General features: G+C 71.3%; 18 protein-coding genes. 5 read left to right on the forward strand and 13 right to left on the reverse strand.

Features of this window, described 5'->3' with window-relative positions:
• Window positions 1–52: 52 nt before the first annotated feature.
• The 8 genes from Q9R26_RS01840 to Q9R26_RS01875 all read right to left on the reverse strand — a co-directional run bounded on the left by Q9R26_RS01840 (window position 53) and on the right by Q9R26_RS01875 (window position 11,765).
• Window positions 53–2,137, reverse strand: a complete 2,085-nt coding sequence (locus Q9R26_RS01840; protein WP_311226401.1) for a bifunctional aldolase/short-chain dehydrogenase — start codon at window positions 2,135–2,137, stop codon at window positions 53–55.
• A gap of 4 nt (window positions 2,138–2,141) precedes the next feature.
• The gene (gene rhaI / locus Q9R26_RS01845; RefSeq protein WP_209133972.1) at window positions 2,142–3,314 is read right to left on the reverse strand and encodes an L-rhamnose isomerase; all 1,173 of its coding nucleotides are present in this window, start codon (window positions 3,312–3,314) and stop codon (window positions 2,142–2,144) included.
• 168 nt (window positions 3,315–3,482) lie between these two features.
• The gene (locus Q9R26_RS01850) at window positions 3,483–5,801 is read right to left on the reverse strand and encodes a family 78 glycoside hydrolase catalytic domain (protein WP_311226402.1); all 2,319 of its coding nucleotides are present in this window, start codon (window positions 5,799–5,801) and stop codon (window positions 3,483–3,485) included.
• A 119-nt stretch (window positions 5,802–5,920) separates the two neighbouring features.
• Window positions 5,921–6,727 carry a carbohydrate ABC transporter permease gene (locus Q9R26_RS01855; protein WP_259580324.1) on the reverse strand — a complete coding sequence of 269 codons (807 nt, stop codon included), beginning with the start codon at window positions 6,725–6,727 and terminating at the stop codon, window positions 5,921–5,923.
• Between the two features lie 101 nt (window positions 6,728–6,828).
• Window positions 6,829–7,761, reverse strand: a complete 933-nt coding sequence (locus Q9R26_RS01860) for a carbohydrate ABC transporter permease (protein ID WP_241660435.1) — start codon at window positions 7,759–7,761, stop codon at window positions 6,829–6,831.
• A gap of 5 nt (window positions 7,762–7,766) precedes the next feature.
• Complete coding sequence (locus Q9R26_RS01865) at window positions 7,767–9,086, reverse strand: ABC transporter substrate-binding protein (protein ID WP_311226403.1); 1,320 nt, start codon at window positions 9,084–9,086, stop codon at window positions 7,767–7,769.
• 518 nt (window positions 9,087–9,604) lie between these two features.
• Window positions 9,605–10,711 carry a LacI family DNA-binding transcriptional regulator gene (locus Q9R26_RS01870; protein WP_311226404.1) on the reverse strand — a complete coding sequence of 369 codons (1,107 nt, stop codon included), beginning with the start codon at window positions 10,709–10,711 and terminating at the stop codon, window positions 9,605–9,607.
• Window positions 10,712–10,754: 43 nt separating this feature from the next.
• Window positions 10,755–11,765 (reverse strand): LacI family DNA-binding transcriptional regulator, encoded by a 1,011-nt coding sequence (locus tag Q9R26_RS01875; RefSeq protein ID WP_311226405.1) that lies wholly within the window; start codon window positions 11,763–11,765, stop codon window positions 10,755–10,757.
• A 445-nt stretch (window positions 11,766–12,210) separates the two neighbouring features.
• Between Q9R26_RS01875 and Q9R26_RS01880 the strand changes: the two genes are divergently transcribed.
• The 4 genes from Q9R26_RS01880 to Q9R26_RS01895 all read left to right on the forward strand — a co-directional run bounded on the left by Q9R26_RS01880 (window position 12,211) and on the right by Q9R26_RS01895 (window position 16,216).
• Window positions 12,211–13,566 (forward strand): MFS transporter, encoded by a 1,356-nt coding sequence (locus Q9R26_RS01880; protein WP_220456633.1) that lies wholly within the window; start codon window positions 12,211–12,213, stop codon window positions 13,564–13,566.
• Entirely contained in the window at window positions 13,563–13,904 is a 342-nt protein-coding gene (locus Q9R26_RS01885; RefSeq protein WP_311226406.1) for an L-rhamnose mutarotase, read from the forward strand. The genes Q9R26_RS01880 and Q9R26_RS01885 overlap by 4 nt, the downstream gene beginning before the upstream one ends.
• Window positions 13,905–14,022: 118 nt before the next feature.
• The gene (locus Q9R26_RS01890; protein WP_311226407.1) at window positions 14,023–14,943 is read left to right on the forward strand and encodes a metallophosphoesterase; all 921 of its coding nucleotides are present in this window, start codon (window positions 14,023–14,025) and stop codon (window positions 14,941–14,943) included.
• 211 nt (window positions 14,944–15,154) lie between these two features.
• Window positions 15,155–16,216: an NADP-dependent oxidoreductase gene (locus tag Q9R26_RS01895; protein WP_209133962.1), complete on the forward strand. Its 1,062-nt coding sequence runs from the start codon at window positions 15,155–15,157 to the stop codon at window positions 16,214–16,216.
• Window positions 16,217–16,277: 61 nt separating this feature from the next.
• Here the strand turns inward: Q9R26_RS01895 and Q9R26_RS01900 are convergent, their stop codons facing one another.
• The 4 genes from Q9R26_RS01900 to Q9R26_RS01915 all read right to left on the reverse strand — a co-directional run bounded on the left by Q9R26_RS01900 (window position 16,278) and on the right by Q9R26_RS01915 (window position 19,781).
• The gene (locus Q9R26_RS01900; RefSeq protein ID WP_182066821.1) at window positions 16,278–17,138 is read right to left on the reverse strand and encodes an ABC transporter permease; all 861 of its coding nucleotides are present in this window, start codon (window positions 17,136–17,138) and stop codon (window positions 16,278–16,280) included.
• Window positions 17,125–18,054 (reverse strand): ABC transporter ATP-binding protein, encoded by a 930-nt coding sequence (locus tag Q9R26_RS01905; RefSeq protein WP_247737675.1) that lies wholly within the window; start codon window positions 18,052–18,054, stop codon window positions 17,125–17,127. Before Q9R26_RS01905 ends, Q9R26_RS01900 begins: the two co-directional genes overlap by 14 nt.
• 86 nt (window positions 18,055–18,140) lie before the next feature.
• On the reverse strand, window positions 18,141–19,217 hold the full coding sequence (locus Q9R26_RS01910) for an outer membrane lipoprotein carrier protein LolA (RefSeq protein ID WP_311226408.1): 1,077 nt from the start codon (window positions 19,215–19,217) through the stop codon (window positions 18,141–18,143).
• An 81-nt stretch (window positions 19,218–19,298) separates the two neighbouring features.
• Window positions 19,299–19,781: a ribose-5-phosphate isomerase gene (locus Q9R26_RS01915; protein ID WP_182066823.1), complete on the reverse strand. Its 483-nt coding sequence runs from the start codon at window positions 19,779–19,781 to the stop codon at window positions 19,299–19,301.
• Window positions 19,782–19,896: 115 nt separating this feature from the next.
• On the opposite strand from Q9R26_RS01915, the gene Q9R26_RS01920 reads away from it, so the two are divergent.
• Window positions 19,897–20,859 carry a sugar-binding domain-containing protein gene (locus Q9R26_RS01920; protein WP_311226409.1) on the forward strand — a complete coding sequence of 321 codons (963 nt, stop codon included), beginning with the start codon at window positions 19,897–19,899 and terminating at the stop codon, window positions 20,857–20,859.
• Between the two features lie 207 nt (window positions 20,860–21,066).
• Here Q9R26_RS01920 and Q9R26_RS01925 read toward each other — a convergent pair whose 3' ends face one another.
• A complete protein-coding gene (locus tag Q9R26_RS01925; protein ID WP_311226410.1) occupies window positions 21,067–21,591 on the reverse strand; it encodes a DinB family protein in 525 nt (174 codons plus the stop codon).
• Window positions 21,592–21,632: the final 41 nt, after the last annotated feature.

Consider the following 21,632-nt stretch of genomic DNA (forward strand, 5'->3'; position numbering starts at 1 on the left):
GCCGTGCTCCTGCTCGGTTCGTTGGTCGTCGCTCGTTGGTCGTCGGTCGTCGCTACCGCAGGAAGGCCGCGGCGACGCCGGCGTCGACGGGCACGTGCAGGCCGGTGGTGTGCGAGAAGTCGTCGGTGCAGATGGCGTAGACGGCGTTCGCGACGTTCTCGGGCACGACCTCGCGCTTCAGGATCGTGCGCTGCGCGTAGAACTCGCCGAGGTCCTGCTCCTCGATGCCGTACGTCTTGGCGCGGTTGGCGCCCCAACCGCTCGCGAAGATGCCGGAGCCGCGCACGACCCCGTCGGGGTTGATGCCGTTGACGCGCACGCCGTGCTCCCCGAGCTCGGCCGCGAGCAGCCGCACCTGGTGGGCCTGGTCGGCCTTCGTGGCGGAGTACGCGATGTTGTTCGGCCCGGCGAACACCGAGTTCTTCGACGAGATGTAGACGATGTCGCCGCCCAGGCCCTGCTCGATGAGCACCTTCGCGGCGGCCTTCGACACCAGGAACGACCCCCTCGCCATCACGTCGTGCTGCAGGTCCCAGTCCTGCTCGGTGGTCTCGAGCAGGCTCTTGGACAGCGACAGACCCGCGTTGTTGACGACGAGGTCGAGGCCGCCGAAGTGCAGCAGGGTCTGCTGGATCGCCTGGTCGATCGCGGCGGCGTCCGTCACGTTCGCGGCGACGCCGATGGCCTGGTCGGGGCCGCCGATCTCGGCGGCCGCAGCGGTGGCCTTCTCGAGGTCGAGGTCGGCGATGACGACGGCGGCACCCTCGGCTGCCAGGCGCTTCGCGATCGCCTTGCCGATGCCGCTCGCGGCGCCGGTGACCAGGGCGATGCGCGTCGCGAGCTTCTTGGGCGCGGGCATCCGCTGCAGCTTCGCCTCTTCGAGGGCCCAGTACTCGATGCGGAACTTCTCGGCCTCGTCGATGGGGGCGTAGGTGCTGACCGACTCTGCGCCGCGCATGACGTTGATCGCGTTCACGTAGAACTCGCCGGCGACGCGGGCGGTCTGCGCGTCCTTGCCGTACGAGAACATCCCGACGCCGGGCACCAGCACGATGAGCGGGTCGGCGCCGCGGATCGCGGGGGAGTCCGGCGTCGCGTGCCGGTCGTAGTAGGCCTGGTAGTCCGTGCGGTACTGCTCGTGCAGTTCGTGCAGGCGCGCGGTCTGCTCCTCGACGGAGGCCGTTGCGGGCAGGTCGAGGATGAGCGGCTCGACCTTGGTGCGCAGGAAGTGGTCCGGACAGCTGGTGCCGAGGGCCGCGAGTGCTTCGGCGCGCTCGCTCGCCAGGAACTCGAGCACGACGTCGCTGTCGGTGAAGTGCCCGACGACCGGCTTGTCGTGCCCGGCGATGCCGCGGATCGTCGGGGCGAGGGCGGCGGCGCGGACGCGACGTTCGTCGGCCGGCAGTGCTCCGAACCCCGCTCGGCGGCCACCGAACGGGTCCGCCTTGCCGTGCTCCGCGAGGTACCGCTCGGCGGTGTCGATGATCCAGCGGGAGTTGCCTTGCGCCTCGTCGCTCGTCTCCCCCCACGCGGTGATGCCGTGGCCGCCCAGGATCGTGCCGATCGCCTGCGGGTGGTCACGCTTGACGCCAGCGATGTCGAGGCCGAGCTGGAACCCGGGTCGGCGCCACGGCACCCAGACGACCCGGTCGCCGAAGATCCGCTCGGTCAGGGCCGGACCGTCCGCCGCCGTGGCGATCGCGATGCCGGCGTCGGGGTGCAGGTGGTCGACGTGCGCGGCGTCGACGAGTGCGTGCATCGCGGTGTCGATGCTCGGTGCGGCACCGCCACGACCGAACAGGCAGTGGTCGAACGCGGCGACCATCTCGTCCTCGCGCTCGACGCCCGGGTAGACCTGTCGCAGGGCGCGGACGCGGTCGACGCGCAGGACCGCGAGGCCCGCCGGGGTCAGGGTGCCGAGGTCACCCCCGGAGCCCTTCACCCAGAGCAGCTCGACCGGTTCGCCCGTGACGGGGTCGGTGTCGGTGCCCTTGGCGGACGTGTTCCCGCCCGCGTAGTTCGTGATCCGCGGATCCGAGCCGAGCGCGTTGGAACGTGCGATGAGGGCACTGATCGTGGTGTCTGCGTCGGTGCCGTGCGCGTCGGGGTCCACCCGTGCCTCCACTGTGTTCGTCATGGTCCTACGCGCCCCAGCCGGCCTGGACGCCGCCGACGCGGTCCTCGGCGATGGACTGCTGGTAGCCCGACTCCAGGTACGCGCGCATCGGGTTCGCCGGCAGCCCGCGGGATTCGCGCCACTCGGCCAGGTCCTTCCGGACGTCGGTCTGGTACGCGTCCATGAAGACCTCGTTCGCGCCGAGGACGTCGTGCGCCTCTTGCGCGGCGGTCAGGGCGACGCGGTCCAGGAGCAGCGCGCGGGCCGTCATCTCCTGCACGTTGAGCACCGAGCGGATCTGGCCGGGGATCTTGTCCTCGACGTTGTGGCACTGGTCGAGCATGAACGCGACGTCGGGGTTGTCGTACCCGCCACCGCGGATGACCTCGACCAGGATCCGGAACAGCTGGAACGGGTCCGCTGCCCCGACGATCAGGTCGTCGTCGGCGTAGAAGCGCGAGTTGAAGTCGAAGGAGCCGAGCTTGCCGAGGCGCAGCAGCTGCATCACGATGAACTCGATGTTCGTGCCGGGGGCGTGGTGGCCGGTGTCGAGGCAGACCATCGCCTTCGGCCCGAGTGCCGCGGTCTGCACGTAGCTCGTGCCCCAGTCGGGGACGTCCGTGTGGTAGAACGACGGCTCGAAGAACTTGTACTCGAGCACCAGCCGCTGGTCGGCGCCGAGGCGGTCGTAGATCGTGCTGAGCGACTCGTGCAGGCGGTCCTGACGCTCACGCATGTCGGCCTGGCCGGGGTAGTTCGAGCCCTCGGCGAGCCAGATCTTCAGGTCACGGCTGCCGGTGGCGTCCATCACGTCGATGCAGCGCAGGTGGTGGTCGATCGCCTTCTGCCGGATGCTCGCGTCCGTGTGGGTGAGGGCGCCGAACTTGTAGTCGTCGTCCTGGAACGTGTTCGAGTTGACGGTGCCGAGCGACACCCCGTGCTCTTCGGCGTGGCGCTTGAGGTCGGCGAAGTCGTCGACGAGGTCCCACGGGATGTGGAGTGCCACGGTCGGGGCCAGTCCGGTGTACTCGTGCACCTGGGCGGCGTCGGCGATCTTCTCGTAGGGGTCGCGCGGGGTGCCCGGCGTGCTGAACACCTTGAAGCGGGTGCCGGAGTTGCCGAAGGCCCAGCTGGGCAGCTCGATCTGCTGTCGTGCCAGTTGGTCGGCGATGCCGGCGAAGCTCGGTGTCGATGTCATCGTGTCACTTCCTCGTGTGCGATTGAATCGTTTCATACAGTACGGCTCGCGGCGGTCTGCCGCAACCGTGGTGGGTGGGGTCGTGCCGCAAAACACCGGTGTTCACGCGTTGAACACGCGCGTTCGGGGGTTCGACGCGCGAACACCGGTGTCTTGCGGACCAGGGCCCTACGCGGCGGGGACCGCGGCCGGCGCACGCAGCTCGTGCGTGCCGCCGCCGAGCCGCTGCTCCGCCGTACCCGGCAAGCGCACCACCGCGGTCACGCCCTCGGGCACGGTCGCTCGGACCCGCAACTCCCCGTCGACGAGCTCCCACCGCACGGCGACGTGCCCGTGCACGGTGTCGAGCGAGGTCTCCGCCCACGTCAGCCCACCGCCCGGCTGCGGTGCGATGAGCACGGCGGCGTACCCGGGTTCAAGGGCCGAGAGCCCACCCACCACCCGGTGCATCCAGTCCGCCACGGCACCGAGCGCGTAGTGGTTGAACGAGGTCATCTCGCCCGGGTTGATCGTGCCGTCCGGCAGCATCGAGTCCCAGCGCTCCCACACCGTCGTCGCGCCCATCGTCACCGGGTACAGCCACGACGGGCACTCCGTCTGCAGCAGCAGCCGGTAGGCGTCCTCCAGGTGGCCCGTCTGCGTCAGCGCGTCGGTGATGAAGGGCGTTCCCGCGAAGCCCGTCGAGATCCGGTACCCGGACGCCTCGACCAGCTCGGCGAGACGGTCGCCCGCCACGGCCTGCTCCCGCTCGGACAGGATCCCGAACACGACCGCCAGCGTGTACACCGTGGTCGCGTCCGACAGGATCCGCCCGTCGTCCTGCAGGTAGTGGGTGCGGAACCCGGCCTGGAGGCGCGTGGCGAGTTCCCGGAACTCGGCCGCTTCCGCCTCGTGACCGCCCAACAGCTCCGCCGCGTCCGCCACGATCGTCGCGGACCGGTAGGCGCAGATCGTCGCGACGACGCCCTTGTCGGCCTTCGCGTCGGCAGGGGCCTCGGGCGGGGCGTCCGGGTCGAGCCAGTCGCCGAACTGGAACACGGTGTCCCACAGGTCCTCCGGGGACAGGTGGTCACGGACCCGGCGCAGGTGTGCGGCCATCGAGTCGAACTGCTCCTCGAGCACCGCGGTGTCGCCGTACGCCTGGTACAGGGTCCACGGCACCCAGACGCCGGCGTCCGACCAGACGGCGGTCGCGTCCGGCGTGCCGAAGTCCTCGGCGGGGGAGTACTTCAGCACGTCCGGCACGACGAACGGGATCACCCCGTCGGCGTGCTGCTGCTCGAGCCACACGTCCCGCAGCCAGTCCGCCAGGAACGTCCGGGTGTCGAACAGGTACGAGGCCGTCGGTGCGAACGCGGCGATGTCGCCGGTCCACCCGAGCCGCTCGTCGCGCTGCGGGCAGTCCGTCGGCACGCTGAGGAAGTTGCCCTGCATGCCCCGGACCACGTTGTCGTGGAAGGTGTTCAGCAGCTCGTGGCTCGACGCGAACGTGCCGGTGCGGGTGAGGTCCGACCCGACCTGCACGGCGGTGACCGCGGCGCGGAGCTCGTCGTGCGTGCCCGGCCAGCCGTCGACCTGCGCGTACCGGAACCCGTGGAACGTGAACCGGGGCTCGAACGTCTCGGGCTCGTCGTCACCGCGCAGGGTGAAGCGGTCCGTCGCCTTCGCGGTGCGCAGGGGGCGGGTGCCGAGCTCGTCGCGTTCGAGCACCTCGGCGTGCTGCAGGGTGAGCACGGTGCCGGCCGGGCCGGTCGCGGTGACCCGGAGCCACCCGACCAGGTTCACGCCGAAGTCGAGCAGGGTCGCTCCCGACGGGCTCGTCCAGATCGCCACCGGGGCGATCTCGGCGAGCGGGCGCACCGGCGGCACCGTGTCGGCGACGAGTTCGCGCTCGCCGATGTCGACCGTGTGCACCGTGCTCGTCCGCCCCTGGTGGCCGTCGACGCTGGGCACGGTGACCTCGCCGGGCGTCAGGAACGAGCCGTCGCGGAGTCGGGCGTCGATGTCCTGCCCGTCGTAGAGCTGGTCGGCGGTGACGGCACTCGACAGGGCCTGCCAGTCGGTGTCGGTCGCGATGTGCTGCTCGTGGCCGTCGGCGAACGTGATCCGGAGTTCGGCGAACCCGGCGCGCTCGTCCGTGTACCAGCCGCCGCCACCGCCCCAGGCCAGGCGTCCGGCGGCCCAGCCGTTGCCGACGACGAGCGCGAGCACGGCTGCGCCGCCGGCCGCGGTGTCGGCGAGGTGCGCGGTGACGTCGTGCGAGACGACGCGGATGCGCCACTCGTAGCTCGTCCACCCCGGTTCGAGCAGGTGGTCGGAGACGCGCTGCCCGCCGAGCCAGGCCTCGACGACGCCGAGGGCGCTGACGTCGAGGGTGGCGGCGGTGACGGCGCCGTGGTCGTCGTCGAGGGTGAACTCCCGACGTAGGATCGGGGCGCTGCCGAGGTCGGTGTCGGCCGCGATGAACGGTGCGGTCCAGGTGGTCATGTGGTGGTCCTTTCACGCGACCGGTCGTCGTCGACCGGTGCACAGGTCGTGGGCCCGGCCGTCCGCCGGGGTGGGCGGTGTGGCGGAGGCGGGTCGCGCCTCCAGGCCGGGGTGGGCGGTCAGCCCTTGACGGCGCCGCTGGTCATGCCGGCGACGATCTGACGGTTGAAGAAGACGTAGAGGATCAGCGGCGGGATCGTGATGAGCAGCACGTCGGTGAACAGCAGGTTCAGCTGGCTGACCGACTGGCTCTGGAACGCGTAGAGCGTCTGCTGCACCGTCGCGTTCTCGGACCCCGGCAGGAAGTACAGCGGGTTGGTGAAGTCGTTGAACACCGTCACCGACTGCACGAGCACGACCGTGATGATCACCGGCTTGAGCAGCGGCAGCACCACCCCGAAGAACAGGCGGACCGGGCCGGCGCCGTCGAGCACGGCGGCCTCGTCGAGTTCCTTCGGGATCGTCGCGACGAACGCCCGGAACAGCAGGATGCAGAACGACAGGCCGAACGTCGCCTCGATCAGGATCATCCCGCCCATGGTCTTGAACAGGTTGAGCCCCTGCAGCACCCAGATGGTGGGCACGATCGCCGGCGGCACGATGAGCCCCGCCAGCACGAAGAAGTTGATCAGGCCGTTCCACCGGCTCGGGCGTCGCTGCAGGACGTACCCGACCATCGCCGAGAACACGACCATGACGGTGACGCTGCCGACGGTGAGCAGGGCGCTGTTCCAGAACGCGCGGAGGATCCCGCCGTCACCGCTCTGGAACACCGCCTGCAGGTTCTGCCACAGCTGCCAGTCGGTCGGCAGGCTGAAGCCGAGCTGGTTCGCCTCGGCCGGGTTCTTCGCCGCCTGGAGCAGCACGAAGACGAACGGCACCAGGAACACGACGAAGCTGACGACGATGGCGATCGAGCCGATGATCCACCGGCGGGCACGCCCCGGGTGGCGGGACCGGCTCGCCGGTGTCGGTCGGCGGCTGCCGGAAGCCGGCGCGTGGCCGGTTCCGGGGGTGGTGACGGCGGTCACAGCTCTGCCTCCTTGCGGTTGAGGAGCCACGAGATCGGCACCATGATCGCGGTGACGACGACGAACAGGACCACGTTGCCGGCGGTGGACAGGCCGTAGAACCCGGCCTGGTACTGCTTGTAGATCACGCTCGCGATCACGTCGCTCGTGAACCCCGGCCCGCCCCCGGTCATCGCCCAGATCAGGTCGAACGACCGCAGACCGCCGATGAGCGACAGGATGATGACCGTGCCCATCGCGGGGCGGGAGAGCGGCAACGTGATGTTCCGGAAGATCGACCACGCGCTCGCGCCGTCCACCCGTGCCGCCTCGAAGTACTCCTGCGGGATCGCCACGATGCCGGCGATGAAGATGAGCGTCGCGATGCCGACGCCCTTCCAGACGTCCACCGCGGCGACGCTCCACAGGGCGAGCGCCGGGTCGGTCAGCCACCCGGGGGTGGGCAGGCCGACCGAACCCAGCACGCCGTTGATGATCCCGTGGAACGGGTCCATCAGCGCCTTGAACGTGATGCCGATGCCGATGGTCGACACGAGCACCGGGAAGAACACGACCGCCCGCAGGTAGCCGCGCCCCAGCACGGGCGACGTGAGGAGCAGGGCGAGGGCCAGTCCGAGGACCACCTTCGCCGCGCTCGTCACGAAGCCGTACTGGAAGGTGTGCACGAACCCGGAGACGAGCTGCGGGTCCTGGAAGAACCGGACGAAGTTGTCGAAGCCGATGAAGGTCTGGTCGAACAGCGTCCAGCGGGTGAGCGAGAAGTAGAACCCGGCGAAGGTCGGGACCGCGAAGAACACGACGTACAGCGCGATCGCGGGGATGAAGAACCACGCGGGGTAGAACGAACGCATCCGCTTGCGCGCTGGTCCGGGGCGGCCGGCCTTGCGTGTCTGCGGCGGGGCCACCGCCGTCGTGAGGGTCGCGGTCACGCCGATCACCAGCCCTTGATGCCGAGCTGCTGTGCCTGCTGGACGACGTCGTCGTCGTACTGGTCGGCGCCCTTGCTCGCGGTGGTGATGCCCGAACCGACCTGCACGCAGATCTTCTCGAGGTTCGGGCCCTTGATCGGGGACAGGAACTCGAGCGCGGGGCTCGCCTTGCCGTCGTCCAGGTACTGCTGCAGGTCGTCGATCATCGGGGGCACGTCGTCCGGCAGCGAGCAGGTCGAGATGACGTACGGGCCGGCGGGGGTGCCGGTGTCGTTCTGCACCTGGCAGCCGTCGGTGGAGTTCGCGAACGCGACGAACTTCTTCGCCGCCGCCAGCTTGTCGCCCGTGGTCGTCTTCGGGATGTACAGGCCGTTCGGCTCCCATATCGTCAGGCTCGTGTCCGCGGCGTCCTCGGCGGGCAGGGCGAACGCGCCGATGTCGTCGACGGCGTCGGGGGAGTCCTGCTGGATCGCCGAGATCGCGTTCGTGAGCATCGGGTACTGCGCGCCGGTGCTGTCGGCCAGCATCTTCAGGCCGTTCGCCTGCGTGGCCGAGGCGTAGTCCTCGTTGTAGAGGTCCTTGTCCTTGCCCTCGGCGAGGTGCTCGAACCCGGCGAGTGCGGGTTCGTCGGCGTAGGACTCCTTGTTGGCGGTGTAGTCGTCCGCCCACTTGTCGTCCTGCGCGGTGATGTTCGCGAAGTCGCCGAGGACGAACAGCTGGCTGGTCCAGGTGTCGCCGTAGGTCTGGATGATCGGCGCGATGTCGCCGGCGTCCTTGATCTTCTCGCTGTTGCTGATGAACTCGTCCCACGTGGTCGGGACCTCGAGGCCGAGGTCGTCGTAGACCTTCGTGTTGTAGAGCACCGCGCCGCCGAAGCTCGTGCCGAACGGGGCGCCGTACATGCCCTTGTCGGTGCTGACGACCTTGGTGAACTGCGGGTCGACGTCACCCGCCCACTCCTCGTCGGACAGGTCCACCAGGGTGTTGTCCGGGTTGAGGGCCTGCATGAGCGAGCCGGAGTTGTAGTTGAAGACGTCGGCGGCCTCGCCGGTCGACAGCCGGGTCTTGATCAGGTTGTCGCCGTCGGTGCCCTGGGGCCGGGTGTCGAACTTGACGGTGATGTCGGGGTTGGCCTTCTCGAAGGCCTCGATGAGCGGCTTCGCGGTGGCGGCGGTGGCCGGGGCGTTGTCGGCCTGGTAGGTGATCTCGACCTTGCCGCCGCCTTCGTCGGCGGAGCCGCCGGACGAGCACGCTGCGAGCCCACCGATCAGGACCGTTGCGCCGCCGATGGCGATCGCGCGCTTGGTCATGGAACGAACTGACATTCCTTACCTCCTCGTAAGGCCCGGGGCTGGGGTACCCCGGGTGAAACGGACCCGGATCCCGCGCCGTCGCGGGGTCCGGTCACTGCGTTTTAGAACGTTTCAACCAGGATGGAACCATGCGGATTGAAGCGTGTCAATCGCTGTGCCGATTTCGTTACGCGAACCCGCGGAGCGAGGTGCGGTGGGTCCATTCGTCTGGTGCGAGGTTCCACACTCCGTGACGGGCGCGCGGGCTCGCACGGAGTGCGGAACCTCGCACCGAGTCGACGCGCGGTGCTGCACCGTGCGGTGGTCGCGCCGCCCGCCGGCCGGGAGGCCCGTGCCGGCCCCGCTCCGCGCCTCCCGTCCGGTGCCCGGTCGCGTTCGCGGTCCCGCATCGCCTCGTGCGCGCCGGCCCGTCCCTCGCCCGCGAAAGCGACAGTGCGCCGCCGAACGTTCGCGCCGATCTGTCGCTCTGGCGGACCGGACGGCGTGGCCACCTGCGGATGTGTCGCTTTCGCGGGTTGATCCGCCGCCGGTCAGGCCTCGGTGCGCCTCGGGTCGCTCGACGTGATCGTGCCCGCGACGGCGGCCGCGGCGGCTGCTGCGGCCGCGGCCTCGCGACCGAGCGTGCTCTCGCGCGGCACCAGCTCGCTGCCGAGCACGACGGTCCGGTGCACGTGCATCGGGTCGGTGAGTTCCTCGAGCAGCAGTTCCACCGCAGCCGCACCCATCTCCGAGCCGTGCATCGTCACCGAGGTCAACGGCACCGCACCACCCCACGCCACGGAGTTGTGGTCGCAGCCCGACACGGGGATGTCCTCGGGGACGCGGATCCCGGCGGCTCGGAGCTCGGAGACGACGGCCATCGCGAGCAGGTCGGTCACGCCGAGCACCGCGTCGGGGCGTTCGTCCGCGGGCATCCGGGCGATGCGGAGCCCGGCGTCGGTGCCACCCGGCGGGTCGATGTCCCCGGCGTCGACGTCGACGAGCTCGACCCCGGGATGCGCCGCGACGGCCCGCAGCACGCCGACCCGTCGGCGGTCGACGGGCTGCAGGTCCGGACGGGCGCTCACGAACCCGATGCGTCGGCAGCCGCGGTCGATCAGGTGCTCGGTCGCCAGGAACCCGGCCTGCTCGTTGTCCACGACCACCGCGCACGCGTCGAGTTCGCTCGGTTCGTGGTTGACGTACACGACGGGCCGGCCGTGGCGTCGTGCGACCTCGACCTGGTCGCGCGACTCCGTCATCGAGGCGAGCAGGATCCCCGACACCCGGGCGCTCTCGAGGTAGGCGAGGTGTTCGCCCTGCGCCTGCAGGTCGTCCTCGCTGCTGGCGATCAGCAGGGTGAAGCCGCGTTCCCGGGCGGCCAGCTGTGCGCCGTTGACCATGTCGCTGAACAGGGAGTTCCGCAGCGACATCACCACCAGACCGATCGCGCGCGTGCTGCCGGACACCAGCGCCCGGGCGTTGCGGTTCGGCGTGTACCCGAGCGCGTCGATAGCGTCCCGCACGCGTGCGGCGGTCGCGTCGGCGACCCGCTCGGGGTGGTTCAGGACGTTCGAGACGGTCGCGAGCGAGACCCCGGCCCGGGCAGCGACGTGGTGCACGCTCGGCGGACCGTCGCGCCGGGGGACATGCACCATGCTCCGATCGTAGGCGGCGGGGGAGCCGTGTCCGGACCGCGCCCTAGGCGTCGGCGACGGTGGACTGCCGCACCACGAGCTCCGGCGTGAACTCCACGTGCTCGAGGTCGATGTCCTGCCCCTGCTCGACCTGCTTCGTCAGGAGTTCGATCGCGCGACGACCGAGGTCCTGCGCCGGCTGCCGCACCGACGTCAGTGGGACCACGGCGGACTCGGCGAACGCGATGTCGTCGTAGCCGACGATGGCGATCTGCTCGGGCACCGCGATGGTGCCGCGCATGATGAAGGCCTGTTCGAGCCCGACGGCGAGCAGGTCGTTGGCGGCGAAGACCGCATCCGGGCGTTCGGCGGCCGGCCGTGCCTGGATCGCTTCGCCGATGCGGCGCCCTTCGAGCACGGACAGCGAGGTGGTCGGCAGGGCTTCGAGCCGGATGCCCGCGGCCTGGGCGGCGGCGAGTGCCCCGGCGTGCCGGTCGGCGACCTGGCGGATGCCGAACGGCCCGCCGACGAAGGCGATGTGGGTGCGGCCGATCGCCGCGAGGTGCTCGACCGCGATGCGGCCCCCGGCGACGTCGTCGACCGAGACCGAGGCGAAGTGCTCGTCGTCGGCGCGGCGGTCCACCAGCACCACGGCGGTGCCCTGGTCACGCAGCCGCGCGAGGCGGGACAGGTCGTCGCCGGCGGGGGAGATCAGGAGTCCGGCGACACGGCGTTCCTCGAACAGGTCGACGTAGGTGCGTTCGCGGTCGGTCGACTCGTCGGAGTTGCCGATCAACACCGCGAGGCCGTTGTCCATCGCGGCGTCCTCGGCGCCCCGGGCGACGTCGGTGAAGAACGGGTTGCCGCCGTCGAGCACGATGAGCCCGACGGTGGAGCTGCGTCCGGCCCGGAGCTGCCGTGCGGAGTCGTTGCGGACGAACCCGAGCGTCGCGATCGCCGACTGCACGCGTTCCACCGTGCCGGGAGCGACCTTGTCGGGGCGGTTCAGCACGTTCGACACCGTGCCGAGGGACACGCCCGCAAGCGCTGCCACCTCTCGCACACTGACCGCCATGTGGCCATCCTGGCATCGGCACGGTCCACGCGGTCGGCCCGCGCCGTGATCTGTGGAAAACGCGGACGGGAGGCGCGGGGCGGGCCGGTACCGGGCCTCCCGTCCGTGGGGTGGCCGCTTCCACTGCCCGCGCACGGTGCGAGGCGCGCGGCTGGTGCGAGGCGCGCGCACGGTGCGAGGCGCGCGGCTGGTGCGAGGTTCCGCACTCGGTGCGGGGTGGAAAGGCTCGCACGGAGCACGCAACCTCGCACGGAGCGCGCAACCTCGCACGGGGCGAACGGCCCCTCGCACCGTGCGGGCGCAACCTCGCGTGGGGCGAGCGCCCGCTCGCACCGTGCGAGGAGCAGCCTGGCGAACCCGCTCTTGCCAGCACGCCGACCGGAGCGCTATCGTCCTCGTCGTCCCGTTGAAACGATTCACCGACGAACACGCGAACGGAGGACCAATGGCGGTCCGCATCGGAGCCCGGAACACCACGGGCTGGAAGGCCACCGTCTCGGTGGCCATGTCGAACTACATCGAGTCGGGGTCGATCATCGCGATCGCCACGAGCCTGAGCCTGTGGCAGGCGGAGTTCCGGATCGGTGACCTCGAGGTCGGCCTGCTGGCGAGCCTGTCCGCGAACGCCTTCGGTGCCGCCGTCGGCGCGATCGTCGGCGGACCGCTGTGCGACCGGTTCGGCCGGAAGTTCATCTACACGTACGACCTGCTCCTGTACATGCTCGGCATCCTGCTCGCGGTGTTCGCCGGCAGCTACGGCATGCTCCTGGTCGGCTTCATCCTGACCGGCATCGCCGTCGGGGCGGGCGTGCCGGCGAGCTGGACCTACATCGCCGAGCAGGCCCCCGCGGACAAGCGCGCGGCCCACGTCGGCACGGCACAGCTCGCGTGGTCGATCGGGCCGATGGTCGGGTTCGCCCTGGCGATCGCCGCGGCACCCCTCGGCCTGCTCGGCAGCCGCCTCATCTTCGCCCACCTGTTCGTCGTCGCCGCGATCGTGTGGTGGCTCCGTCGCGGGCTGCCCGAGTCGGCGATCTGGAAGGACGAGCGCGCGGCCACCGGCACGGCGAACTTCTTCCACGGGATCACGCAGCTGTTCAGCCGCCGGAAGAACCTGACCGCGATGTTGTTCCTGTTCGGCGTCTACGCGCTCTGGAACACCGTCGCCGGGCAGGCCGGCATCTTCCAGCCCCGGGTGTACGCGGCGACCGGGGTCACGAGCGTCACCGAGCAGTACGGACTGCAGATCCTGGTCTGGGGCTGCACCGTGGCCGCGACGTACTTCGGCTTCATGCGGTACGCCGACCGGGTCAGCCGCCGCGCGCTCTACGCCGTCGGGGCCGTGCTGGCGATCATCGCGTGGGCCGTCCTCATCTACGCGCCCGCCAACCTCGGCACCCTGCTGTTCTTCGCCGTGGCGTGGGGCATCTCGTCGGGCATCGGCGCGCAGGCGTTCTACGGCCTGTGGACGAGCGAGCTCTTCGCCACCCGGTACCGCGCCAGCGCCCAGGGCGTGCTGTTCCTGGCCGCCCGCGTCATGGTCGGCCTGCTGAGCATCTGGTTCCCGCTGCTGCTGTCGGACATCGGGCTGCGGGCCCTCGGCGGCCTGATCCTCGGGCTCCTCGCGCTGTCGTTCCTGGTCGGCACGATCTGGGCACCGCGCACCCAGGGCAAGACCCTCGAGGCGATCGAGGCCGAGCGCTACGGCACCGTCACCACGGTCACCGGGACGGTCCGCACCGCCGACGAGCGCACCGTCCACGACGCCGAGCAGCGTCGCCGCGAACAGGCCGGCCGGTGAGCCGCGTCTGCTTCCGGCTGCAGGTGCAGGTCGAGATGCTCGACGCCTACCGCGAGCGGCACGCCGCCGTGTGGCCGGCGATGCTCCGGGCGATCGCGGCGGCGGGGCGGCGGAACTACTCGCTGTTCCTCGACGACGACGGGCTGCTCATCGGGTACTACGAGACCGATTCGGTGGCCGGTGCGGACGCGGCACTCGCCACGTCCGAGGTGGCCGCGGCGTGGGAGGCGCACATGCAGGACCTCTTCGCCGGGGCCACCGGGCGCGCCGACCAGACGGCGCGGGTGCTGCCCGAGGTCTTCAACCTCGAGGACCAGCTGGCCGCCGCGCCGGACTGACGGTCGGACACGGACTTCGTGAGCAGGAATGGTCGGGTCCGGCGGCGCGACCCGACCATTCCTGCTCACCGAGCGGCCGCCGCACCGGACTGACGGGGGCCGTGGCTACCGTGGACGCATGCAGCCGCCAGCAGCCGGGACCCTCCGCATCCTCCACCTCTCCGACACCCACCTGACCGGCGACGGAGCCCTGCACCAGGGCGCGGTCGACACCACGGCCGCACTCGAACAGCTGCTCGCCCACGTCGACGAGGTGCCCGGCATCGGGCTGGTGGTGGTCTCGGGCGACGTCTCCGAGGACGGCAGCCCCGAGTCCTACGCGACCGTGCGGGACCGCGTCGGCGGCTGGGCGGAGCGGCACGGTGCGGCCTTCGTCGCGGTCCCCGGCAACCACGACCTGCGCGAGGGCTTCCGACAGGTCCTGGCGAACGGGCACATCCTGGGCCAGGGCGCCACGGCGCTGATGCACACGATGGAGTACCTGCCCCCGACGGTCCCCGTCTCCGGGCAGTCGGTCGTCGCGGGTCGCCGGATCGTGACCGTCGACACGAGCGTCCCGGGAGCCGGGTACGGCGAGCTCAGCGACACCGCGCTCGAGCACCTGCGCACGGCCCTCGCCGAAGGCGCAGCCGACGCCCCGCACGGCACCGTCGTCGTCCTGCACCACCCGCCGCTGCCCGCCCCGACCGAGCTGCACGAGGCCCTCCGCCTGCAGAACCCCGAGGCGCTCGCCGATGTCATCCGTGGTTCCGACGTGCGGGTCGTCCTCGCCGGCCACTACCACCACCACTTCGCCGGGTCGCTCGCCGGCGTCCCGGTCCTCGTCGCCCCCGGTGTCGCGAACGACACCGACGTCGTCGGCCCGTACGACGAGGAATCGGCCGTCGTCGACAGCGGCGCACTCGTCGTCGACGTCTCCGCGGACGGCTCCGTCTGGTCGACACCGGTTCGCGTGTCACGGGGCGACGCCGACCCGCGGGCGTTCCGCCTCGACCCCGAGACGGTCCGCGCCGTCATCGCGGCCGCCGGCAAGCACTGAGCACGCTTGCGTGGGCTCGACGCGCGGGCTCCGCGCACGGTCCCCACGCGCGGTGGACGCGCGTGACGGCGGCCTGGAGGCCCGTGCCGGCGCCGCTGCGGGCCTCCAGTCCGTCGTCTGGTCACGTCCACAGCCGCGGTACCCCACGTCTTCGGGTTGCGTGCGGGAACACCGAGTAGCACGGACGCACACCTGGAGCGAAGGAGCACCCATGCGAGTCGGCAGTGCAGTGCAGTACGACCGGTACGGCGACTTCGACGTCGTCGAGCTCGTCCCCCAGCAGAAGCCCGAGGCCGGACCGGGCGAGATCGTCGTCGAGATCGTGGCCGCGGGCCTGAACCACATCGAGCGGTTCCTGCGCGAGGGGAAGCTCCGCGACCACGTCGACCTCGAGTTCCCCGCACACCAGGGCGTCGACTTCGCCGGCATCGTGCGCGCGCGGGGCGACGGCGTCAAGGACCTCCGCATCGGCGACGAGGTGATGGGGCACGCGCCGACCGGCGGCGCCCACGCCACCTGGATCGCGGTGCCGCGCGGCGCCGTCATCAAGAAGCCGGAGCACGTGGGGTGGGAGGTCGCCGGCGGCCTGTACCTGGCCGGCTGCACCGCGGTGTCGGTCGTCCGGTCGCTCCGGCTCGGACCGCAGGACACCGTCGTCATCTCGGCCGCAGCCGGTGGCGTCGGACACATCGAGTGCCAGCTCGCGCACGACGCCGGCGCGACCGTGATCGCCCTCGGCAGCCCCCGCAACCACGACTACCTGCGACAGATCGGCACGCTGCCCGTCGCCTACGGTGCGGGCGAGGAGGACCGAATCCGCGACATCGCCGACGGCCGACCGATCACCGCGTTCATCGACAACCACGGCGAGAGCAACGCGGAGCTGCTGGCCGAACGTCTCGGCGTCGCCCAGGAGCGGTTCGTGTCGTCGGAGGACCGCCGCGACATCGAGATCCGGTTCCTCCGCGCACCCGCCGAGGACGAAGAGACCCGTGAGTTGCTCACCCTGCTGACGAAGGCCGTGCAGGACCGTCGCGTGCAGGTGCTGATCTCGGGCTTCTACCCGTTCGAGTACATCGTCGAGGCGTACGAGGACCTGGCCGAGATGAAGTCCCGCGGCAAGGTCGTGATCGGCATGCAGACGGTGGAGACCGGGGCGCGGCTCGACTGGTACCGCTCCGAGAAGGCCCGTGACCTGCGCGACCGGTACGCCGATGCGCGGGGGACCGACACGGAGACGATGGCCGGCGGATCGGCCTCGCCCGCGGGCTGAGCGAGCTGAGCGAGCTGAGCGTCGCAGGGGCCCGACACCTTCGTGCCGGGCCCGTGCCGCGTCAGCTCAGGATGTCCTTCGAGGCGAACCGGCTGTACGCCAGCGCCCCGAACACCACCACGTACCCGAGCTGCAGCAGCGCGTTCGACCCGAACGAGTCGAACGAGATCGGGTCGCGCAGCAGGTCGCCGAAGCCGAGCCACTGGTGCGAGAACAGGAACGGGTGCAGCCAGTCGAGCTGGGGGAGCTGGTCGAGCACCTGCGACGCCCCGGCGAGCACGACCGTCGCGGCCATCGCCCCGACCGGCACGTTCGTCAGCGTCGACGTGAACATGCCGATCGCCACGAGCCCGAGCATCGACATCGCGACGTACAGCGCGAGCAGCAGGGCGCGGCCGGCGTACGACCAGCCGCCCACCTGGGTGCCGGAGAGCAGCGTGACGGGACCGATCGGGAACAGCACGGCGCCGATCGCCGCACCGACCAGCACCACCAGCAGCGTGGCGGCCAGGCAGAACGCGACGGCACCGGCGAACTTCACCAGGATGAACCGCACGCGGCCCGTCGGTGCGACGAGCAGGTAACGGATCGTGCCGTGGCTGGCCTCGCCCGCGACGGTGTCCCCGGCGACCACGCCGACGGTCAGCGGCAGGAACAGTGGGATCGACACCGTCAGTGCGGTGAACGCCACGAACAGGCCGTTGTTGGTGATGTCGCCGAGGAACGCCGGCCCGCCGTCGTCACCGTCGGTCGTGAGCTTCACGGCGACCGCGATCAGGATCGGCACGAGCGCGAGTGCCCCGAGCATCGCCCAGGTGCGGCGACGCCGGAACACCAGCGCGAGTTCGGAACCGAGCAGTGCGAACGGGCGCTGCCGGCGGCGGACGGGCAGAGCGCGCACGGCCGCGTCAGGCTGCGACATCGAATCCCTCTCCGGTGAGTGCGACGAACAGGTCCTCGAGGGTGCCGCCGCCCACCGTCAGGCCGCGGACCCGGACATCGGCGCGCACGAGTTCCGCGGTGATCGTCTCCGGCAGCAGCTCGTTCGGCAGATCGGCCACCAGCACGTCGGCCCCGCCGTCGTGCCGCGGGGTGAGCCCGAGCCGGGTGAGGACGGTACCGGCCTGTCCGATGTCGGGCGTCCGTACGGTCACGGTCCGGGCCCCGGCTGCGCGCAGCTCGTCGAGGGGGCCCTGCGCGACGATCTTGCCCGTCCGCATGACGGCTGCGTGCGTGCAGACCTGTTCGATCTCGGCCAGCAGGTGGCTCGACACGAACACCGTGGTGCCGTCGTCGGCCAGGGAACGGATGAGGCTGCGGACCTCGCGCGTGCCCTGCGGGTCGAGGCCGTTCGTCGGCTCGTCGAGCACCAGCAGGTCGCGCGGTGACAGCAGGGCGTTCGCGAGACCGAGCCGCTGCTTCATGCCGAGGGAGTACGCGTGCGCCTTCTTGTCTGCCGCGTGGGTCAGCCCGACGCGGTCGAGGGCACCGGCGACGCGGGCCTTGCGGGTGCGCGGGTCCGACGTGGGGTCGGCGGCGTCGAAGCGCTGCAGGTTGGCCCGTCCGGAGAGGTACGGGTAGAAGGCCGGTCCCTCGACGAGCGCGCCGACGCGGGGCAGGACGTCGTGCAGCGCCTTCGGCATCGGTTCGCCGAGCAGCTCGATCGTTCCGCCGCTCGCGCTCGACAGCCCGAGCAGCATCCGGATCGTGGTGGTCTTGCCGGAACCGTTCGGCCCGAGGAACCCGAACACCGCGCCGCGCGGCACCGCCAGGTCGATCCCGTCGACCGCACGCTGCTTGCGGAACACCTTCTGGAGGCCCGTGGTGCGGATCGCCAGGTCGGGTCCCTGCCCGGACGTGCTGACCTGGCGGTCGGCTGTGGTCGGCTCGCGGTCGGCTGCGTGCACCTCGTGGTCGTCCGCGCTCACTTCGCGGCGTCGACCAGGGAAGCGACCGGCACGGCGCCCGCGAGCACGCGGCCGTCGTCGGTCAGGTAGACCGAGACGAGCGACGTCTGCACGGCACGGCCGCCGTCGACGGGCTTCGTCAGCTGGTCGAGCAGGCCGGAGGCCTCGCCCTCGAGCCCGGACCGGTCGACCGTGCCGGCGGGGAGCTCGGCGATGGTGCTCCAGCCCGTGCCGGTGAACGTCGGCTCGTCACCGCTCGGGGTGCCACGGTGGTCGCCGTGCTCACCCTTCGTGTGGGATCCGGCCCCGGACAGGTCCTTCTCGGTCACCTTCGCGTTCGACGGCGGGGAGAAGTCGAAGAGCCGGGCCGCCGGGGCGCCGTAGTCGAGGCTCGTGAAACCGACCTGCACCGCGGGGTCGTCCGCGCCCGCGGCCTCGACGCTCGCGCGGAGCGGGAGTCCGGTCTGCTGGTCGACGGCCAGCCGGACGGCTCCGACGAGGGTGTCGGACGACTTCGGCGTCAGGGTGATCTGCCACGCGTCGTGTCCGGCGACGCTGACCTCGGTCGGCTTCGACACGGTGGTGGTCGGGGTGATCGCGTCGATGGCCTGCTCCGCGATGTCGGCCGGGGTGGTCGTGCCGTCCCGCGGGTCCTTCGCGATGTCGCTCGGCAGGGTCACGTGCGTGGCCGTGCGCTCCTTCGAGTCCCAGGTCCAGACATCCGAGCCGTTGCGGACGACGTCCTGCTCGGCGAGCTGCTGCGTCAGCTGGACGCGCTGCTTGTCGGGGCCGTCGACGTAGACACGGGCGGTGTGCGATGCGGTGAGCAGCCCGAGCACGTCGGCGGCGTCGCCCTCGAGCGAGGAGCCGCCGGAACCGGTGGGCAGTTCGGGGAGACCGAGCGCGCTCGTCTGCGAGAGCTTGCCCGAGTACTGGGCGTCCGACGACTTCGCGATGCTGGCGATGACGGCCGCCGCGCTGGGGTTCGTCCCCGCGATCGGGTCGTTCGCGGCGTTCGCGATCACCGGGGCGGCAACGGCGCCGGCCACGACGACCGGAGCGATGACGGCTGGTAGCCAGGCTGACTTCTTCATCGGGTTCCCCTCGTGGAGCATCTGAGTCGTCGGTACCGTACGTCCGGCCCCCGACAGGCAGCTGGGCGTTGCGCGTGGGTCCTACGCCTGGGCGTCCACGCCCGCGGGAGCGCTGCCGTCGTACGCGCAGATCGCGTCGACCTTCTCGGCGCTCGCGCTGGAGGTGTCGAAGGTGTAGCCGAGCCACTCCTTCGCCAGGCGACGCGCGAGCTCGATGCCGACGACCCGCTGCCCCATGCAGAGGACCTGGGCGTCGTTCGACAGGACCGAGCGCTCCACGCTGTAGGAGTCGTGCGCGGTGACGGCGCGGATGCCCGGCACCTTGTTGGCGCTGATCGCCACGCCCAGCCCGGTGCCGCAGATCAGGATCGCCCGGTCGGCCTCGCCCTCCGCCACCAGCCGTGCGGCGTCGACCGCCACGTGCGGGTACGCGGTGTGGCCGTCCGCGTCGACGCCGACGTCCCGCACGTCGGACACCCGGTCGTCGGCGAGCAGGTCGGCCTTGATGATCTCCTTGTAGTCGAACCCGGCGTCGTCGGACCCGATCACGAGACGGTACGTCATGTCTGTGCTCCTCCCGCGCCACGGGGTGCCGGGCGCTCCCGGACCAGTCTGCGACGGCCGTGGACATCTGTCCAGCACACAATTTCTGCGTCGCGTGTGGCAGTAGCATCGCACCATGTCGGCCGAGACCCCCACCCCGGACGGAGCCCGCACCCGGTTCCCGCTGGACACCGTCTACCAGGCGGCGCGGATGTACTACCTCGAGGACGCCACGCAGGTCGAGATCGCCTCCCGCCTCGGGGTCTCGCGCCCGACCGTCTCGCGGCTCGTGGCCGAGGCCCGCAAGGCCGGACTCGTCCGCATCGAGGTCGTCGACCCGTTCCAGGACGAGACCGTGGCGCTCGCCGAACGGCTGCAGGTCGTGCTCGGGCTCCGCGCGGTGCACCTCGCCGCCGTCACCCACGCGGCCACGCTCGGCGCCGACCTGGCGGCACCGCTGGCCGCCGCGGTCGAGGGCATGGGGCTCGTCCCCGGCGACGCCGTCCTGATGTCGTCCGGCCGCACCGTGTACGACGTCGCGCGGTCCGGCATGCCGACCATGCCCGGGGTGCAGCTCGTCCCGACCGTGGGCGGGCAGGCCGACCCGATGCCGTGGTTCCAGACGAACGAGATCACCCGGACGGCCGCGGAGCACTCCGGCGCGATCCCGGCGTTCCTGTTCGCCCAGGCACTGCCGTCCCCGGTGATGCGGTCCACCCTCGACGAGGACCCGGCGTTCCAGCACGTCGTCGGGCTCTGGAGCCGGGCGAAGGGCGCGATCCTCGGCATCGGGGCGCCGACTCACACACGGGACGCCCTGGCCCGGGGCATCCCGGTCGAGGACGTCGCGTTCGACCGTGCCGCCGGCGACGTCTGCCTGAACTTCTACGCCGCGGACGGCTCGCCGATCGAGTTCCCCGGCAGCGACCGGATGGTGCGGACCTCGCGCGCGGTCCTGTCGACCGTGCCGCACGCGGTCGGGGTCGCCGTGGGCAGCGCCAAGGTGACGAGCATCGTCGCCGCGGTACGGGGCGGACTGGTCAACGAGCTGGTGACGGACGCCGCGACGGCGCGCGCCGTGCTCGACGCCCTCGCCTGAGCGCTCCGGCTCGGCGCCCGATCCTTCCCTAGGCGCGCGATGGAGGGCGGATTCGGGCATACCTGGTCGTTTCTTCGTGGCAGGTACGCCCGGTTCTGGCAGGTACGCCTGGTTTCGGTCGGTACGCCCGGGGCCGGGGTGACCGGGTGGCGGCCTGGAGGCGCGGGGCGGGGCCGCGCCGCGCCTCCCGGCCGGTGGTCCCCAGGTCTAGAGCGTGCGCCGCACGTCCCACAGGTGGTGCACCGGGTCGTGCGCGTAGTAGGTGGCGAGCGTCGCGACGGTGAAGGCGCTGCCGTCGGACCGGAGCCCGGTGCGCTCGAGCACTGCGTCGGGCAGCGCCGCGAAGGCCCGGGCCGCGCGGTCGGCCGACTCCCGCAGCTCCCGGGCGACGACCGCGGGGTCCTGCTCGCCGTAGCGGGCCTCGACGGCGGTGGCGTCCTGGTCCCAGTTCGGGAACGTCGGGGCGTCCTCGGTGAGCATGAGCTCGAGGCGCTCGGCCATCTTCCGGTGCACGTCCCGCACGTGGGCGCCGTACTCGAGTGGCGACCACGTGTGGTCGCCCGGACGGTCACGGACGTCGTCGCGCCGCAGGACCTCCGGCCACGCGGCGGTGTTCTCGTCGATGATGCCCGGCACGTCGCGGACGGTCACCGCGCTGCCGTCGTAGCCGCACTCGGGACACGCGGACTCGATGACCCACGTCCAGTTCTTCGTCTCCGGTTCGATCGCCATGGGCCGAGGTTACGGCCTCGTCACTCAGCTTCCGGGTCCGC

This window comes from Curtobacterium sp. BRB10 (genome assembly GCF_031844325.1).
In the GTDB taxonomy this organism is placed as follows: domain Bacteria; phylum Actinomycetota; class Actinomycetes; order Actinomycetales; family Microbacteriaceae; genus Curtobacterium; species Curtobacterium poinsettiae_A.

Coding starts and splice junctions, on each gene's coding strand:
- Q9R26_RS01840 (WP_311226401.1), bottom strand. CDS start 2,137: ATGACGAACACAGTGGAGGCACGGGTGGACCCCGACGCGCACGGCACC.
- Q9R26_RS01915 (WP_182066823.1), bottom strand. CDS start 19,781: ATGACGTACCGTCTCGTGATCGGGTCCGACGACGCCGGGTTCGACTAC.
- Q9R26_RS01875 (WP_311226405.1), bottom strand. CDS start 11,765: ATGGCGGTCAGTGTGCGAGAGGTGGCAGCGCTTGCGGGCGTGTCCCTC.
- Q9R26_RS01895 (WP_209133962.1), top strand. CDS start 15,155: ATGCGAGTCGGCAGTGCAGTGCAGTACGACCGGTACGGCGACTTCGAC.
- Q9R26_RS01850 (WP_311226402.1), bottom strand. CDS start 5,801: ATGACCACCTGGACCGCACCGTTCATCGCGGCCGACACCGACCTCGGC.
- Q9R26_RS01890 (WP_311226407.1), top strand. CDS start 14,023: ATGCAGCCGCCAGCAGCCGGGACCCTCCGCATCCTCCACCTCTCCGAC.
- Q9R26_RS01910 (WP_311226408.1), bottom strand. CDS start 19,217: ATGAAGAAGTCAGCCTGGCTACCAGCCGTCATCGCTCCGGTCGTCGTG.
- Q9R26_RS01865 (WP_311226403.1), bottom strand. CDS start 9,086: ATGTCAGTTCGTTCCATGACCAAGCGCGCGATCGCCATCGGCGGCGCA.
- Q9R26_RS01900 (WP_182066821.1), bottom strand. CDS start 17,138: ATGTCGCAGCCTGACGCGGCCGTGCGCGCTCTGCCCGTCCGCCGCCGG.
- Q9R26_RS01880 (WP_220456633.1), top strand. CDS start 12,211: ATGGCGGTCCGCATCGGAGCCCGGAACACCACGGGCTGGAAGGCCACC.
- rhaI (WP_209133972.1), bottom strand. CDS start 3,314: ATGACATCGACACCGAGCTTCGCCGGCATCGCCGACCAACTGGCACGA.
- Q9R26_RS01920 (WP_311226409.1), top strand. CDS start 19,897: ATGTCGGCCGAGACCCCCACCCCGGACGGAGCCCGCACCCGGTTCCCG.
- Q9R26_RS01925 (WP_311226410.1), bottom strand. CDS start 21,591: ATGGCGATCGAACCGGAGACGAAGAACTGGACGTGGGTCATCGAGTCC.
- Q9R26_RS01870 (WP_311226404.1), bottom strand. CDS start 10,711: ATGGTGCATGTCCCCCGGCGCGACGGTCCGCCGAGCGTGCACCACGTC.